14 protein-coding genes and 1 pseudogene are annotated in these 16,411 nt (G+C 72.9%); 9 read left to right on the top strand and 6 right to left on the bottom strand.

The window, feature by feature from the left end; genetic code table 11:
* Positions 1-135 precede the first annotated feature (135 nt).
* Both PQI07_RS21540 and PQI07_RS21535 read left to right on the top strand, forming a co-directional pair.
* Entirely contained in the window at positions 136-876 is a 741-nt protein-coding gene (locus PQI07_RS21540) for a TerB family tellurite resistance protein (RefSeq protein WP_274927358.1), read from the top strand.
* A complete protein-coding gene (locus tag PQI07_RS21535) occupies positions 873-1,628 on the top strand; it encodes an N-acetylmuramoyl-L-alanine amidase (protein ID WP_043757206.1) in 756 nt (251 codons plus the stop codon). Before PQI07_RS21540 ends, PQI07_RS21535 begins: the two co-directional genes overlap by 4 nt.
* A 51-nt stretch (positions 1,629-1,679) precedes the next feature.
* Here PQI07_RS21535 and PQI07_RS21530 read toward each other — a convergent pair whose 3' ends face one another.
* Positions 1,680-2,714: a TerC family protein gene (locus tag PQI07_RS21530; protein WP_274927357.1), complete on the bottom strand. Its 1,035-nt coding sequence runs from the start codon at positions 2,712-2,714 to the stop codon at positions 1,680-1,682.
* A gap of 277 nt (positions 2,715-2,991) precedes the next feature.
* Here PQI07_RS21530 and PQI07_RS21525 point away from each other — a divergent pair.
* Positions 2,992-3,105, top strand: a pseudogene (locus PQI07_RS21525) (methyl-accepting chemotaxis protein); the annotation flags it as partial.
* 164 nt (positions 3,106-3,269) lie between these two features.
* Here PQI07_RS21525 and PQI07_RS21520 read toward each other — a convergent pair.
* Positions 3,270-4,817, bottom strand: coding sequence for an MDR family MFS transporter (locus tag PQI07_RS21520; RefSeq protein WP_043757209.1), 1,548 nt, complete (start codon positions 4,815-4,817; stop codon positions 3,270-3,272).
* A gap of 251 nt (positions 4,818-5,068) precedes the next feature.
* Between PQI07_RS21520 and PQI07_RS21515 the strand changes: the two genes are divergently transcribed.
* Positions 5,069-6,286: a TIGR03862 family flavoprotein gene (locus PQI07_RS21515; RefSeq protein WP_274927757.1), complete on the top strand. Its 1,218-nt coding sequence runs from the start codon at positions 5,069-5,071 to the stop codon at positions 6,284-6,286.
* 10 nt (positions 6,287-6,296) lie between these two features.
* On the opposite strand, the gene PQI07_RS21510 is transcribed toward PQI07_RS21515, so the two are convergent.
* Complete coding sequence (locus PQI07_RS21510) at positions 6,297-7,187, bottom strand: collagen-like domain-containing protein (RefSeq protein ID WP_043357140.1); 891 nt, start codon at positions 7,185-7,187, stop codon at positions 6,297-6,299.
* A 231-nt stretch (positions 7,188-7,418) separates the two neighbouring features.
* Between PQI07_RS21510 and PQI07_RS21505 the strand changes: the two genes are divergently transcribed.
* The 4 genes from PQI07_RS21505 to PQI07_RS21490 are packed head-to-tail and all read left to right on the top strand — an operon-like array spanning position 7,419 to position 13,738.
* The gene (locus PQI07_RS21505; RefSeq protein ID WP_051976036.1) at positions 7,419-8,210 is read left to right on the top strand and encodes an ImuA family protein; all 792 of its coding nucleotides are present in this window, start codon (positions 7,419-7,421) and stop codon (positions 8,208-8,210) included.
* Entirely contained in the window at positions 8,137-9,930 is a 1,794-nt protein-coding gene (locus PQI07_RS21500; protein ID WP_274927356.1) for a Y-family DNA polymerase, read from the top strand. The genes PQI07_RS21505 and PQI07_RS21500 overlap by 74 nt, the downstream gene beginning before the upstream one ends.
* Positions 9,927-13,217 (top strand): error-prone DNA polymerase, encoded by a 3,291-nt coding sequence (locus PQI07_RS21495; protein WP_274927355.1) that lies wholly within the window; start codon positions 9,927-9,929, stop codon positions 13,215-13,217. The genes PQI07_RS21500 and PQI07_RS21495 overlap by 4 nt, the downstream gene beginning before the upstream one ends.
* Positions 13,218-13,261: 44 nt before the next feature.
* Complete coding sequence (locus tag PQI07_RS21490; RefSeq protein WP_053608490.1) at positions 13,262-13,738, top strand: hypothetical protein; 477 nt, start codon at positions 13,262-13,264, stop codon at positions 13,736-13,738.
* A gap of 40 nt (positions 13,739-13,778) precedes the next feature.
* Here PQI07_RS21490 and fae read toward each other — a convergent pair whose 3' ends face one another.
* The gene (fae, locus tag PQI07_RS21485; protein ID WP_020092273.1) at positions 13,779-14,318 is read right to left on the bottom strand and encodes a formaldehyde-activating enzyme; all 540 of its coding nucleotides are present in this window, start codon (positions 14,316-14,318) and stop codon (positions 13,779-13,781) included.
* A 62-nt stretch (positions 14,319-14,380) separates the two neighbouring features.
* Positions 14,381-15,622 carry an NRAMP family divalent metal transporter gene (locus tag PQI07_RS21480; RefSeq protein WP_274927354.1) on the bottom strand — a complete coding sequence of 414 codons (1,242 nt, stop codon included), beginning with the start codon at positions 15,620-15,622 and terminating at the stop codon, positions 14,381-14,383.
* 80 nt (positions 15,623-15,702) lie between these two features.
* On the opposite strand from PQI07_RS21480, the gene PQI07_RS21475 reads away from it, so the two are divergent.
* A complete protein-coding gene (locus PQI07_RS21475) occupies positions 15,703-15,918 on the top strand; it encodes a hypothetical protein (RefSeq protein ID WP_043349581.1) in 216 nt (71 codons plus the stop codon).
* Positions 15,919-15,936: 18 nt separating this feature from the next.
* Here PQI07_RS21475 and PQI07_RS21470 read toward each other — a convergent pair whose 3' ends face one another.
* Entirely contained in the window at positions 15,937-16,383 is a 447-nt protein-coding gene (locus tag PQI07_RS21470) for a hypothetical protein (RefSeq protein ID WP_043757221.1), read from the bottom strand.
* Between the last annotated feature and the right edge of the window lie 28 nt (positions 16,384-16,411).

Here is a 16,411-nt window from a genome sequence, read left to right as displayed (position 1 = left end):
CGGGCGCGTCCCGGCCCTTCCTCGCGGCGTGCGGAGGGTCTATCCCGTCGCTCGGCCGGGCCTGTCCCGGTGCCGGAACCCCGCCGCCCCGATGACAGAGCCGAGCCGAGGATCAGCGCCGAGACCGGGCCGCCCATGAGCCAGGCGACCAAGTCTCAGGGCGTCTGGGGGAAGCTCGGCGGTGCCGGCATCGGCCTCGCGATCGGCGGTCCGCTCGGGGCCCTGATCGGAGGGGTCGCGGGCCATTTCCTGCTGGACCGGGTCGGCGCACCCTTCGGGCGGACGCCGCGCGACGTCGTGTTCACCACCGGACTCGTGGCGCTCGCCGCCAAGATGGCGAAATCCGACGGCGTCGTGCTGCCGTCTGAGGTCGAAGCCTTCGGCCGGGTGATTCAGGTTGAACCGTCCGCGCGGGCGGGCGTGGAGCGCCTGTTCGATCTCGCCAAGAAGACCACGAACGGCTTCGAGGCCTACGCGCACCAGCTTGCGACCACCTTCGGCGACGAGCCGGCGCTGCTGGAGGACGTGCTCGATGGCCTGTTCCAGATCGCCGGCGCCGACGGGGCCCTCCACGAGGCCGAGGAGCGCTACCTGCGCGCGGTCTCGGGGATCTTCGGCTTCGATGAGGTGGCGTTCCGGCGCATCGCCGCCCGGCACGTGCGGCTCCCGGACGATCCCTACGGCGTTCTCGGGCTGGGCCGGGAGGCGGACGATGCCGCCGTGAAGGCGCGCCACCGCGCGCTGGTCGCCGAGCATCACCCGGATCGGGCGCTCGCCCGCGGCCTGCCGACGGAGGCGGTGGCCATCGCCACGCGGCGCCTCGCCGCGATCAACGCGGCCTACGACCGGATCGCGCAGGAGCGCGGGCTGCGGTGAGCCTCATCCCCGATACGCCCCTCGCCCGCCGCGTCGCGCCCTCGCCGAACCACGGAGCCCGGCGCGCGGGGCCGCTCGACATGCTGGTCCTGCATTACACCGGCATGGACAGCGGGGCCGCCGCGCTGGCGCGGCTGCGCGACCCGCTGAGCGAGGTCTCGGCCCACTATCTCGTGTTCGAGGATGGCGGCATCGTCCAGATGGTGCCGGAGGCCCGCCGGGCCTGGCATGCCGGCGCCGGGGCCTGGAAGGGCGAGACCGATATCAATTCCCGCTCCATCGGGATCGAGATCGTCCATCCGGGCCATGCCGGCGGCCTGCCGTCCTACCCGGACGCGCAGATCGAAGCGGTGATCGCCCTGGCCCGGGACATCATCGGCCGCTGGCCGATCCCGCCGGAGCGGGTGCTCGGCCATTCCGACATCGCACCCGAACGCAAGGAGGATCCGGGCGAGACCTTCCCCTGGAGCCGGCTCGCGGCGGCGGGGGTGGGCCATTACGTGCCCCCGGCCCGCCTCCAGGACGGCCGGTTTTTCGCGCGGGGCGATGCCGGCCAGCCCGTCGAGGCGCTGCAGGCGATGGTCGCACTCTACGGCTACGACCAGCCGGTGACCGGCCTGTTCGACGCGCGCACCCAGGCGGTGATCACCGCGTTCCAGCGTCATTTCCGTCCGGCGCGGGTGGATGGCGTAGCCGACGCCTCCACCATCACCACCCTGCGCGACCTGATCGCGGCCCTGCCGGCGGCCTGATCGCGGCCCTGCCGGCGCCCTGCCGGCGGCCTGAGGACCGCCGGTCCCGCCTCAGGCGCGGTGGGCCCGGGCCTCGTGCGGAGGGACGGGATCCGCGTCCGCTTGATCCGGCGCGTCGGTCCGGGTCCGCCAGAGGCTGTAGGCGACGCCGGCCGCCAGCAGCGTCAGGGTGACCACCAGCGAGACCCATGGCGGAACCGTCACGAGCCCGAACGTGTCGGCCACCACGATCTTGGCGCCGATGAAGATCAGGATGAAGGCGAGCGCGGTCTTGAGATAGGCGAACCGGTCGACCATCGCGGCCAGGGCGAAGTAGAGGGCGCGCAGGCCCAGGATCGCGAAGATGTTGGAGGTGTAGACCACGAACGTGTCGGTGGTGATCGCGAAGATCGCCGGCACGCTGTCGACCGCGAAGATCACGTCGGCGCCGTTCACCAGCACCAGGGCGAGGGCAAGCGGCGTGAAGTACAGGGCGACCCTACCGGTCTTCGGATCGGTCTTGCGGACCGTAAAACGTTGGCCGTGCAGCTCCGGCGTCACCCGGAAGGTGGTCTTGAACCAGCGCACGACGGCGCTGTTCTGGAAGTCGCCCTCCTCCTCGTCGCCCGAGACGAGGATCTTCAGGCCGGCATAGATCAGGAAGGCGGCGAACAGGGACAGAACCCAGTGCACCTCGTGCACCAGCGCGGCGCCCAGTCCGATCATCAGACCGCGCAGCAGCACCGCCGCCAGGATACCCCAGAGGAGGACCCGGTGCTGGGCAGCCCGGGGGACGCCGAGCGCCGTGAGGATCATGGCGATGACGAAGACGTTGTCCATCGACAGCGACTTCTCGACCACGAGTCCGGTGACGTATTCCTCGCCGGACTGGGGACCCAGATACCACCAGATCCAGCCGCCGAAGGCGAGGCCCAGCGCGAGGTAGAAGCCGGTGAGAGCCAAGCTCTCCCGGACGCCGATCTCGTGCTCCCTGTCGCGGTGGAGGAGTCCGAGGTCGAAGGCGAGCAGGCCGGCGATCAGGAGGTGGAACCCGAGCCACATCCACAATGGCTTGCCGAGCCATTCGATGGTGAGGACGTCCATCATGCGCGGGACCTGATGCTGATTCCGGAAGGAAAGCATCGGCTCCGACATCACGGGCGCTGGGAAGCGCCCGCCAGAGGGGCCCGCAGCCGATAGGGGCGAGGTAAGCGGTGATCGGGGCGAATCAAGGGCAGGGCTGGGGATGCGGGCCTGCATCCCCCGGATGGTTCCATCGGGAATGTGCCGGTGGGCGGCGCCTGGATCGGATGTGCGGCCCGGCCGGGCCGGCTCAGTCGGCTCGGCCGCTCTCGCGGCGCGTTCGGGACGGCGTGCACCCGTACTTGAGGGGTTGAGCGGACAAGCCGCGCAGATCGGCGAGGTCGTGACCCTGATCCAGGGGATCGCCGGACAGACCAATCTGCTGGCGCTCAACGCCCCCATCGAAAAGCCGCGCGTGCGGTGTGTTGACGGGGTGGACGAGGGATCCGTTTGCCGGGCGGCACGGTCCGGATCTGCGAGAGCGTCGTCGATCGCAGCGCCACGTGCCCCGAGACGGTCTTCGCTCCGCACCGGCCAAGCACACCGGCCGAGCGACGCCGCAGCCGAGGTTCCGAACCCTCAGCCCGGGTCGCCGGTAGCCGGTTCCCCGCCCATCCGCGGCGATGCGCGTTCGCGCAGGGGCCGCTCCTCCATCAGCGCCAGGAACGTGAAGGCGCCCAGCAGGCCTAGGCAGGCGGCCAGGAAGACAAAACGGAAGGTCAGGGCGAGCTGCGCCGGGTCCGCGCCGCGGATCAGGCTCTCCACGTCGTGGCCTCCTGTCCCGCTCCCTGCCCCGCCTGCGACGCCGCCGAGTACGATCGTGCCGAAAGCCGCCACGATCAGCGCCCCGCCGAGCGACCGGAAGAAGTTCATCGCGGCGGTGGCGATCCCGAGCTGGTGCGGTTCCACCGCGTTCTGGATGGCGATGGTGGAGAGGGGCAGGATTGTCCCGATGCCCATGGAGAGCAGCGCGAACAGCACCTCCATGAGCCAGAAGGGCAGCGCCCGGCCTTCCCAGGCGATGGTGGCGCAGCAGGCGAGGCTGAGGCTCATCATCGCCAGGGGCACGCGCTTGTAGTGCCGGAAATGCAGCATCGATCGGCCCGACAGCGTCGCGCCCGTGACGGTGCCGATCATCAGCGGCACCAGCGCCACGCCGGACTCGCTCGCCGAGAGCCCGATCACCCCTTCGAGGAAGATCGGCACATAGATGGTGAGGCCGATGAAGGTGCCCATGGCGAAGCAGGCGGCCAGCGTCGCGCTGTAGACCACCCGGTCCTTGAGCACCTCCGTGGGGATCAGCGGCTCTGACGCCGTGGCGAGCCGCGCCGCGAAACCGCCGGCCAGTACGGCCGCCCCGGCGAGGAGGGCGAGGATCGTGGGCGAGCCCCAGGGATAGCGCACGCCGCCCCAGCTCAGGGCCAGCAGGAGGGTGACAGACCCCGCGACCATCAGGGCGGCCCCGGGCCAGTCCAGCCGGTGCTGGCGGTCGTGGCGCGGCAGGCGCTTCAGGTTGGCGTTGGTCAGCGCGAAGGCGAGGATGCCGATCGGCAGGTTGATCCAGAAGATCAGCGACCAGTGCAGGTGCTGGGCGAAGAGGCCCCCGAGCAGCGGCCCCGCCACCGAGGCGGCCACGAACACGCCCGCGATCACCACCTGATAGCGGGCGCGCTCCTTGGGCGACATGATGTCGGCCAGGATGGTCTGGGAAAGCGCGATCAGCCCGCCACCGCCGATCCCCTGGAGGCCCCGGGCCAGCGCCAGCGTCACCATCGTGGGGGCGAGCGCGCAGGCCAGCGACCCGAGCCCGAAGGTCGCGATGGCGATCAGCAGCATGATCCGCCGGCCGTGGATGTCGCTGAGCTTGCCATAGAGCGGGGTCACCGCCGTGGAGGCCAGCAGGTAGGCGGTGACGATCCAGGGGAGGTTGGCGGCGTCCCCGAGGTCGAGCCCGATGGTCGGCATGGCGGTCGCCACGATGGTCTGGTCGAGGGCCGCGAGCAGCATCGCGGTCATCAGACCGTAGACGATCGCGCGGATCTCGCTCTGGTTGAGGCGATCTTGAGGGGCGCCGGTCTGCGCCTGTGTCTGCGCCGGGGTTCCGGTGACGGCAGCGGGGCTGGCCACGTGTCTGAGCCTCTGATCCGAGCCGTGCCGGCCGACCATCCGGTGCGAATGGGGACAGGGCGGCGAAAGGGGATGGCGGACGGCCCGCGGCCGCGGCTCGGGCCGCCGCTATCCGCGAGGCCCGGGACCAAGAAGAGCTTCCGCTCGGCCGTATCGATCCTTAGCGCAGCGCCGGAGGGCAGCCCATGCCGTCCGGCACCGATCCGGTCTTCGCCCTTGACAGGACTGGCGGCCTGTCGCTCTCCCGGCGGATGCCGGATGACAGGGATGCAATCGCCATCGTGGGCGGCGGGCCGGCCGGGCTCGCCGCCGCCGAGGTGCTGGGAGGCGCAGGCCGCGCGGTCGCGGTCTACGAGCGCATGCCCTCGGTCGCCCGCAAGCTGCTGATCGCCGGGCGCGGCGGCCTCAACATCACCCACAGCGAGGCGCGGGCGGACTTCCTCGCCCGCTACCATCCGCATGGCTGTCTCGATGCCGCCATCGCGGCCTTCCCGCCCGACGCGCTGCGGGCGTGGTGCGCGGAACTCGGCGAGCCGACCTTCGTCGGGTCGAGCGGGCGCGTCTTCCCGCGCAGCTTCAAGGCCTCGCCCCTGCTCCGGGCATGGCTGGCGCGGCTCGACCGCCTCGGGGTCCGGATCCACACCCGCCACCGGCTCACGGCCCTGGGCGGGACGCTGCATTTCGACACCCCGGACGGGCCGCGCGCGATCCGGCCCCGCGCCACCCTGCTGGCGCTCGGCGGTGCGAGCTGGCCGCGCCTCGGCTCGGACGGGCGCTGGGTGCCCCTCCTCGAAGGGCTCGGGGTGGCGGTGGCGCCCCTGCGTCCGGCCAATGCCGGCTTCGCGGTGGCGTGGTCCGACCTGTTCCGGGAGCGGTTCTCCGGCGCGCCGCTGAAGCGGGTGGCGCTCGCCTGCGAAGGCACCGTGGTGCGGGGCGAGGCCGTGATCACGCAGACCGGCATCGAGGGCGGAGCGATCTACGCCCTCTCGCGCCTCTTACGCGAAGCGATCGCGGCCGGGGGCAGCGCGCGGCTCGTCGTGGATCTCCGCCCCGACCTCACCCGGGAAGCCCTCGCCCGCCGTCTGTCCGGCGCCCGGCCGGGCGACTCGGCCGCGACCCGGCTGCGCAAAGCCGCGGGCCTCGCGCCCGTGGCGGCGGGATTGCTGCGCGAGGCGGCCGGCGCCGCCCTCCCGGCGGATCCCGGGGCGCTGGCCGGGTTGATCAAGGCCGCGCCCATCACCCTCACCGCCTCCGCGCCGATCGAGCGGGCGATCTCGACGGCGGGCGGCGTCCGGCTCGACGCCCTCGACGAACGGTCGATGCTGCGGGCCCATCCCGGCCTGTTCCTGGCCGGGGAGATGCTCGACTGGGAGGCGCCGACCGGCGGCTACCTGCTCCAGGGCGCCCTCGCGGGCGGAAGGGCGGCCGCCGCCGGGATGCTCGACTGGCTGCGCGAGACCGGCGGCTGACGCGCCCGCCTCACGGCCGCGTGCAGAACCCGACGATGCCGGACGCGTCCGCGGGGCAGCTGGCGCCCTCCCCGTCATAGACCGCCACGCCACCCTTGAGGCAATGGGCCGTGACCAGCATCTCGCCGGTCCCGCAGGTGATCGTGCAGCCCCCCGGGCAATCGGATTTGCGCACGGGTCGCAAGCTGGCGGCTGTGGCCTCGCCCTTCGGGCCCGGGCCGCCCTGCGGTCCGACCGGACCCCGCGGGCCCGGAGGACCCTGCAGGCCCGCGGCCCCGGCATCGCCCTTCGGGCCCGGTGCGCCCTGCGGGCCGACCGCGCCCTGGGGGCCGGTCTCCCCTTTCGGACCGGTCTCGCCCTGAGGACCCGTATCGCCCTTGAGACCCTGCTCGCCCTTGGCTCCTTGGTCTCCCTTGGCCCCCTGATCGCCCTTGAGACCGGCCTCGCCCTTGGCCCCCGTCTCCCCGGGCGGTCCTGCGACACCCTGAGGGCCGGGCGGTCCGGGCGGACCCTCCGGCGCGCAGTTCGCCACAACCGCCTCCCGCTCGTCCGGCTCCGCCTTCAGCGTCACCACGCAGGTCGAAGGCCGGTAGGGCAGCCGGAAGGTGAACCGTCCGCGCCGGTCGGCCTGGATCGAGATGTCGTCGTCCAGCACCACGATCGCCCCGGGCTTGCGCACCGAGCCCGAGATCCGGAGGTCGCCGGCCTCGATGCGCGCGTCGTAGACCATGATCGGCTGGCTCGGGGTCTGCGCGTGCCGGACCCGCGGGCGGGCCGGGCGCGATCGCCCTGCGGCGGCCGCGGCCGGATCCGGACCTGCGCCACCCGGCGGATCCGCCTGCTGGCCGAGCGCCGCCCCCGACAGGGCGAGCAGGATCGTCAGAGTGAGGGCTGAGCGCATGCGCGGTCCGGTTCGGCCGCGTCACGCACGCGGCGGCCCGACATTGGTCTCGCCCTGCGAGGGAGGTCAACCGGGGCGGCGGAACCGGCGGTGGCGGTCGATTCCACAGGCGTCCACAGCCATCCACAGGCCAAGCCGCTGCTTCCGTGCGCGATTCCGGGACGCCGTGGAAACCGTTTGTGTGAGTTCCTGTTATGTTCCTATCGTCCGGCATGACCGGAGCCGACGGAGATGGGGCTGGACCCTGCGGACGAGACCGAGGGGGCGATCGCGCGGGGCGATCCCCGGGCCCGGCTCGCGGCCCTGCGGATGCGCCTCGCGCCGCCGGCCGGCGAGCGGGACCTGCCGCCGGTCCTGCCGCCGGTCCTGCCGCTGGGCGTACCGGAGCTCGACGGGCATCTGCCGGGCGGCGGCCTCGTCCTCGGGCCGCCCCACGAGATCGCGCCGGCCGAGCCCGTGGACGGGGTCGCGGCCCTCGGCTTCGCCCTGGCGCTCTGCGCCCGCCACCTTGCTGGCCGGCCTGGTCCGGCGCTGATCGCCGCCGCGCCGGGGCAGCCCCTGCCCTACGGCCATGGCCTCGCGGGACTCGGCCTCGATCCCGCCCGGCTGCTGCTGCTGGAGGCCGGCAGCGATGCGGAGGTGTTCCGCGCGCTGGAGGCGGCCCTGCACGCCCGGGCGCTCACGGCCCTCGTCGGCCTCGTCCGGGACGGCCTGCCGCTGAAGCCGGGCCGGCGCCTGCAGCTCGCCGCGGAAGGGTCTGCTCCGCCGCTGCTGCTGATCCTGCGGCCGGCGCCTGCCGGCCTGCCCAACGGGGCCGCCACCCGCTGGCGGATCGCCGCGGCGCCCGCGGCGCGGGACCGGTTCGGCACCCTCGACAGGCCGCGCTGGCGGGCGCGGCTCGAACGCTGTCGCAACGGGCGGGGCGGCGACTGGCTTCTGGAGTGGGACCATGCCGCGCATCGTCTGCATCTGCCTGAGCCACTGGCCGGTGACGCGGCTGCGGCGGGCCGGTCTCGCGCCTGAGCGCGGCCCCCTCGCGGTGGCCGCCGAGGGCCCCGGCGGCCTGCGGCTCGTGGCCCTCGACCCGGAGGCCCGCGCCCTGGGCCTCCAGCCCGGCGAGCCCCTGGGCCGGGTCCGGGCGCGGATCGGCGTGCCGCTCCAGGTCTATCCCGCCGACCCGACCGCCGACCGGGACGCTCTGCTGCGGCTCTGCCGCTGGGCGGGCGGCTACGCGCCCCTCGTGGCGCCGTTCGGGCCGGCCGAGGCGGGGGACGGGTTCTACATCGACGTTGCCGGGGCCAGTCACCTGCGCGGCGGCGAGGCGAGCCTCGTCGACGATCTGGCAGACCGTCTTGCGCGGGGACATATCCCCGCCCGGATCGCCCTTGCCGACACACCCGGGGCCGCCTTCGCGCTGGCCAGCCACGGCGGGGTCGACCGGATCGTCGTGCCGCCGGGCGGGGCGGCCGAGGCTCTGCGGGGTCTGCCCGTGGAGGCGCTGCGGCTGGATCCCGGCACGGTCTCGGGGCTGAAGCGGCTCGGCCTGCGCCGGATGGGCGAACTCGATGCCCTCCCCCGGGGACCCCTCGCCCGTCGCTTCGGCGAGGCGTTGCTGTTGCGCCTCGATCAGGCCCTGGCACGCCGTCCCGAGCCGCTGGCGCCCCTGTCGGAGGCCGCCGAATACGCCGCCGCCCGCGGCTTCCTCGACCCAATCGGGCGGCAGTCGGACATCGTCCGGACCGCCCGGGACCTGATGGCCGAGATCGCCCCCCGCCTGGAGCGGGACGGGCTCGGCGCCTGTACCCTGCGCCTCGCCCTGCACCGGGTCGACGGGGTGGTGCGCGCACTCGATCTTGGCCTGTCCCGCCCCGAGCGTCACCCCGAGCGGGTCGCGGCCCTGGTTTCCCTGCGCCTCGACCGGTTGGGCTCCGCCCTCGAGGCCGGGTTCGGCTTCGAGACCGTGGCGCTCGCCGTGACGGTGACCGGCGCCATGCCGGCCCGCCAGACCGATCTCGGGGCGGACGCCTCCGGCGATGGGGTCGCCGTCCTGGCCGATGCCTTGGCGCAGCGCCTCGGGCGGGGGTTGCTGCGCCTGGAGCCACGGGCGAGTCACCTGCCGGAACGGGCTGATCGGAGCGGTCCCTGGGTTGCCGGAGAGGGGCACGGATCGTCAGCGGATAAGGACATCGGCCGGACGCGCGCGCATCGCCCTCTCCCCTCTGCGGAGGAGGGTGCCCCCCGAAGGGGGACGGGTCGGCACGAAGTCCCGCACGGGGGGAGCGAGGGTGCAGGATCCGGCCGTGGCCTTCATGAAGCGCGCGATCCCTCCGGAAGCGGCTTTCCCTTCTCCCGGCCCCTTCTGAAGCAGGAGCCAACCTCCCCCGCAGAGGGGGGCGTGAGGGCGCGGGCCTTTCCCATCTCCGTCCCCTGCTCAATCCCCTGGCCCGATCACCTCCCGCCCCGCCCCCTGGTGCTGTTCCCCCGGGGCGAAGCCGCTTGCGACGTGCTCTCCGCCGTCCCGGAGGGGCCGCCCCGGCGCTTCCGCTGGCGCGCGCAGGTTCACCGCGTCGCCCATGCCGAGGGGCCGGAGCGGATTTCCGCCGAATGGTGGTGCGCGCCCGGCGCGGAGCGCGACTATTACCGCATCGAATGCGAGGCCGGTCACCGGCTCTGGCTCTACCGCGACGGGCCGCACGCCCCCGGGCATCCGGCCGCGTGGTACGTCCACGGGCTGTTCGCGTGAGCCGCCCCGAGATCCCTTTCGCCGAACTCGCCGTCACCACGAACTTCTCGTTCCTCCACGGCGCCGCGCACCCGCAGGACTACGTCGTGCAGGCGGCGGCCTACGGCCTCGCGGCGATCGGCATCGCCGACCGCAACACCGTGGCCGGCGTGGTCCGGGCGCATGCGGCGGCGCGGGCGCTCGAAGCGGAGGGCACGAAGATCCGGATCCTGCCCGGCGTGCGCCTCGTCACCGAGGAGGGGTTCGAGGCCGTCACCTACCCGATGGACCGGGCGGCCTGGGGGCGCCTCTGCCGGCTGCTCACCCTGGGCAACCGGCGCGTCCGCAAGGGGGAATGCCGCTTCGCCTTCGCCGAGATGCTGGAGGCCGCGGAGGGGCAGATGTTCATCGCCATGCCGCCGGCCCGGCGCCTGCCGGAGGGCTTCCAGTCGCGTCTGGAGGCGCTCGCCGCCGCGGCCCCGGGCCGGACCTTCCTCGGGGCGAGCCATACGCGTCGGGGCGACGAGCGGCGCCGCCTCGGTCTGCTCGCCGAGCTGGGCGCGGCCGCCCGCGCGCCGATGGTCGCGGTCTCGGACGCGCTTTACCACCATCCCGAGCGGCGCCCGCTCCAGGACGTGGTGACGTGCATCCGCGCGGGCTGCCGGATCGGCGAGGCCGGCTACCGGCTGGAGGCCAATGCCGAGCGCCACCTGAAGCCCCCCGCCGAGATGGCGCGGCTGTTCGCCGACCACCCGGAGGCGGTGGCCCGCACCGTCGAGATCGCCGAGGCCTGCGGCTTCTGCCTGTCCCAGCTGCGCTACGAATATCCCGACGAGCCGGTGCCCCCCGGGCGCACGCCGCAGGAATACCTGGAGGAGAAGACCTTCGAGCGGGCGCACTGGCGCTACGGCGGCGATATTCCCTCCGCCGTCGCGGCGACGCTCCGCGAGGAGCTGCGGCTCATCGCCAAGATGGACTATGCCCGTTACTTCCTGACCCTGTTCGACGTGGTCGAGTTCGCCCGCGGCAAGGGGATCCTCTGCCAGGGCCGCGGCTCGGCGGCCAATTCCGCCGTGTGCTTCTGCCTGGGCATCACCGCGGTGGACCCGTCCAAGCACCGGCTGCTCTTCGCCCGCTTCATCTCGGAGAACCGGGGCGAGCCCCCCGACATCGACGTCGATTTCGAGCACGAGCGCCGCGAGGAGGTGATCCAGCACCTCTACGCCCGCTACGGCCGGGAGCGGGCCGCCCTCTGCGCCACGGTGATCCACTACCGTCCGCGCATGGCGATCCGCGAGGTCGGCAAGGTCCTCGGGCTCACCGAGGACGTGACCGCGGCGATCGCCGACACGGTCTGGGGCTCCTGGGGCACCGGGATGCCGGACCAGCATGTGCGCGAGGCCGGCCTCGATCCGGGGAACCCGGCGATCCGGCAGGCGCTCGACCTCGCCCATCAGCTGATCGGCTTCCCCCGCCACCTATCCCAGCATGTCGGCGGCTTCGTGCTGACCCGCGGGCGCCTCGACGAGACCGTGCCGGTGGGCAACGGCGCCATGGCGGACCGCACCTTCATCGAGTGGGACAAGGACGACATCGACGCGATCGGCCTGATGAAGGTCGACGTGCTGGCGCTCGGCATGCTGACCTGCCTCAAGCGCGGCCTCGCGTTTCTGGAGAAGGACCACAATACCTTCTACGAGACGCTGGCCGACCTGCCGCAGGAGGATCCCGCCACCTACGCGATGCTGGCGAAGGCCGATTCCGTCGGCGTGTTCCAGGTCGAGAGCCGGGCGCAGATGTCGATGCTGCCGCGCCTGAAGCCCAAGGAATTCTACGACCTCGTCGTGCAGGTGGCGATCGTGCGCCCCGGTCCCATCCAGGGCGACATGGTCCATCCCTACCTGCGGCGCCGCTCCGGGATCGACCCGGTGGAGTACCCCGCCCCGCACCCGGACCACGGGCCGGCGGACGAACTGAAGGAGGTCCTGCAGAAGACCTACGGGGTGCCGCTGTTCCAGGAGCATGCCATGCAGATCGCCATCACGGCGGCGGGCTTCACCCCGGCCGAGGCCGACGGCCTGCGCCGGGCGATGGCGACCTTCCGCCATGTCGGCTCGATCGGCGGCTTCGCGGACAAGTTCGTGGGCGGCATGACCCGCCGGGGCTACCCGCAGGACTTCGCCGAGCGCTGCTTCGCGCAGATCCGCGGCTTCTCCACCTACGGCTTCCCGGAGAGCCACGCGGCGAGCTTCGCGCTCCTCGTCTACGCCTCGGCCTGGATGAAGTGCCGGCACCCCGACGTCTTCCTGGCCGCGATCCTCAACGCCCAGCCCATGGGCTTCTACCAGCCGGCCCAGCTGGTGCGCGACGCCCGCGCCCACGGGGTCGAGGTGCGGGGCGTCTGCGTCAACGCCAGCGACTGGGACTGCACCCTGGAGCCGGCCGGAAATCCCGCGCTGCACGCCGTGCGGATCGGCCTGCGGGTGGTGCGCGGCCTGCCCGAGGCCGCCATGCGCCGGCTCGTGCGGCTGCGGGCCAACGGCTATGCCAGCATCGAGGGCCTGCAGGCCGCCCTCGCCCTGCCCCGCAACACCCTGGAGCGGCTGGCCGAGGCGGACGCGTTCCGCTCGCTGGGCCTCGACCGGCGCGCCGCCCTCTGGATGGTCCGCACCCTGGAGGGGACCTCGGCGCGCAAGGCCGCCAAGGCCGACCCGAGCGCGCGCCGGGCCCATCTCCTCGACGCGCCCCTGCCGCTCTTCGCGTGGCACGCCGATGACGGCCTGTTCCGGCACGAGCCGGCCGTGGACCTGCCGTCCCTGGCCCCGTCCGAGGCGGTGGCCGAGGATTACGCCGCCACCGGCCTGTCGCTGCAGGGGCACCCGGTCGCCTTCTTCCGGGGGCGGCTCGCCCGGATCGGCGCGATCCCGGCCCGGGCGCATCTCGATCCCGCCCTGCCCCAGGGGGCGCGGGTCACGGTGGCGGGCCTCGTGCTTATCCGCCAGCGGCCCGGCACCGCCAAGGGCGTGGTGTTCCTGACCCTGGAGGACGAGACCGGTATCGCCAACGTGATCGTCTGGAAGACGGTGTTCGAGGCCAACCGCCGGATCGCCATGCAGGCCCGGTTCCTCGCCGTGCGCGGCCGGATCCAGCGGGCGGACGGGGTGGTCCATCTCGTGGCCGAGGGGTTTCGCGATCTCACCGCGTCCCTGCGCGATCTGCGCGAGGCCGGGATGAAGCTGCCCCCCGAGAACACGGATTTCGGCGTACCCCCGGATCGGCGCGTGTATCGCAGCCGGGATTTCCACTGAGGAACGCCCCTCGACAGGCCCCGCGCCGCGCGTAGAGTGCGGCCATGTCGAGCTTCGCCGTTCCGCGCCTCTTCCTCGCCGCCTGCCTCGCCGCCTGCGCGGCCCTCCCCCTCTGGGCGGAGGCCGCCCGGGCCGACAGCTGCGACGACCTCACCCGCCAGATCGCCGGCGCCATCGGCGGCAAGGTCGGCAAGCGGGCGGGCCCCAGCATCGACATCCGCATGGCCGGCCCGATCAAGTTCGACGTGACCTGCCGGGCCGAGCCGATCGTGCAGGCGACCTCGGCCGAGCCCGCCCCCTCGGCGACCTTCTTCCGCGACCTGTCGGTGGCCTCCGAGATCCTGGTCGGCGAACCGGCCGCGACCGTCGAGCCGATCATCGCCAGCGCCTACCGGACCGCGCTGTCGGAGCGGCGCAAGTCGTTCATCCAGCAGAACGGCTGGTCGGCCTCCTGCTACACCGACCCGGGCAGCACCGCGATGCGGACCCTGTGCTCGGTGGGGCGCATCCCGCCGGGGTGATGCGATATCGACCCCGGCAGGATGCGCGCGAAGGGGCCGATCAGTACTCGATCACGCCGTCCAGGGCGTAGTGCTTCACGGTCTTCCGGTTGGCGATCAGCTCGTCCACCGTCGGCTCGCCCTTGAGGGCGCGGGCGATGGCGAGCTTCGTCGCCTCGTAGTTGGTCCGGTAGAGGTCCTTCTGGTCGAGGTTGTCGTCCTCGGCGCACCGCTGATCGAGCCAGATCATGATGATCATGCACAGCTCGTCGAGCCCGTCCTTGGGCAGGATGCCCTCGATGATGCAGTCCACGATCGCGTCGCCGGTGGCGGCCTGGACCACGCCGCCGAGGAGCTCGGCATACTCGGCCGTGTGGATCGTGACCTTGGTGGTCATCATCGTGGCGGGGCGCACGAGCTGGTTGAGGTCGCGGACCACGAACATCCGCGTGTGGCCCTGGACCTGCCCCATCATCGACGCGAAGGCCTGGCCGACCGGACCGCGCACCGAGCCGATCAGCACCTCCGGCATGGCGTCGGTGTACTGGCCCTCGGCCGCCAGCACCGTGGCCTCGCCCGTGCGGAACCAGATCTCTTGCATGTTCGAACTCCACCTGATCGGAGCCCGCGGGAGACATCATCGGAGGCCCCGCGTCAATCGCGTCAGAGCAGGCCCACCCCGTCCAGGACGCCGACCATCGCGAACGCGATCGTGATCCCCGACACCGCGTAGACCACCCCCTTGTAGACGCCCGCCACGCGCTGCCCCTCGGGCAGGGCCCGGGTGGCGAGGAGGATCAGCAGGCCGAGCGCCAGGGGCAGGAGCAGCGCGTTCATCACCTCCACGGCGATGTTGAGCGCCACGAGATCCGGCACGAGCTGCACGGCGACCGCGCCGGCCGCGACCGCGAGCGCGAAGGCGCCGTAGAAGGCCGGAGCCTCCCGGGGCGACTGCTCCAGGGAGTGCGGCCGGCCGGTCACGTCGCCGAACCCCCAGGCCAGCGCCAGGGCCACGACGTTGAGCGCCACGAAGGCCGCCGCGATGATGCCCACCCCGAACACCACCTGCCCGAGCCACGGCCCCAGGGCCGGCGTGAAGGCGCCCGCGAGATCGCCGACGGTCTCCAGCCCCTTCGCGCTGCCCTGCCCGGCCTTGCCGATCGTGGCGGCGGCGGCGACGAGGATCGCGCCCATCACGCATTGCGACACCACCGCACCCACGAGTGTGTCGAGCCGCGAGCGCCGCGCGTGCTCCCAGCCCAGGCCCTTATCGACGATCGCCGACTGCTGGTAGAAGATCATCCACGGCATGATCACCGCGCCGATATTGGCCGCGATCAGCACCCGGAACTGGCCGTCGCCCAGCGGCATGTGCCCGAAGGAGGCGACGATCTCGGGCAGGTTCGGCCGCGCCGCGACGGCGAGCCCGACGAAGACCAGCTCGAACAGGCCGACCACGATCGCCACGACCTCGACGCGCCGGTAGCTCTCGGTGAAGACGAGCCCCAGGAGCAGGCAGGCCGGCAGGCCGAGGCTCACGAGCCGCGGCACCCCGAACAGGTCCCCGATGCCGGCGATGCCGGAGAATTCCGTGACGATGGCGCCGATGCCGGCGACCACGAGGCCGCCGTACGAGATCCAGGCCCAGACCGGCCCGTAGCGCTCCCGGATCAGCGCGCCGTGGCCGCGTCCGGTGGCGGTCCCGAGCCGCACCGTCAGCTCCTGGACGACGTACAGGATCGGCACCAGCAGGATCTGGAGGAGCAGGAGCGAATAGCCCCAGCGCGCCCCGCTCTGGGCCGCCGTGATGAGGCTTCCGACATCCGTATCGGCCAGCATCACCACGAGTCCCGGGCCTGCGGCCTTGAGGTAAGCGGACAGGCGAGGCAGGGAAGCGCTGGGCACGGCTCGGGAACAGTCCCGCGCACGGGCGGTTCCGGCGGGCGCCTGCGGCGTTTTCCCGGGGCAGGCGGGAGGGACATGTGATGGCGGAGAGCACGGATCGGGGCTCCGGCTGGAGCCTGCAGGCGACCGCCGTGCCCGACGGGGTGCGCCTGGAACTCGCCCTGGCCGACCTCGGCGGCGCGCCGGTCACCGCCGCGATCGTTCTCGACCGGGCGGAAGCCCGGGCCTTCGCACGCGCCCTGCTCGCCGCCGCCGGCGACGCGGCGGAACGGACCTTCCCGAAGCCGGGCGCCTGACGGCGCGCCGCCGGTCGGTCAGCGGGCGAGACCGGGATTGCGGCCCGGCAGGCGGGGGACCACGGTGCCGCGCTTCTCGATCGGCGTGTCGCAGGCGTAGGCGAACTCGGTCTTCAGCGGATCGAACACGGTCTCGCCGGTGATCCGGCAATCCTCGCGCACGGTCTCGTCGAGATAGGCCCGGGCGGCGGTTCGGAAGCGCTTCACCCGGGTGGCGTTCGGCTCCGGATCGATCCGGGCCTCGCTCAGGTTGCAGCCGGTATATTCGCGCAGGGCGTTCGAGACGATCAGCATCCGGCGCATCTGCCGGTTGTCGTAGACCTCGTAGGGCTCCTTGCAGCCGATCGTCACCACCTGGGGGGTGAGCGCCACGTAGTTCCGCGAGATGTAGGAGAACCCGGTGGTGCAGCCGGCGAGGCCGAGGGCGGCGAGGCCGAGGGGCAGCAGAGCTGCGGGTCGTCGCATCCTCGTCATCCCAAGAGGGTCCCAGCCC

Origin of the sequence: Methylobacterium sp. 092160098-2, from assembly GCF_028920805.1 — a bacterium.
Classification (GTDB): domain Bacteria; phylum Pseudomonadota; class Alphaproteobacteria; order Rhizobiales; family Beijerinckiaceae; genus Methylobacterium; species Methylobacterium fujisawaense.
The sequence above is the reverse complement of the archived record's forward strand: the minus strand, read 5'-3'. Positions and strand labels throughout refer to the sequence as shown.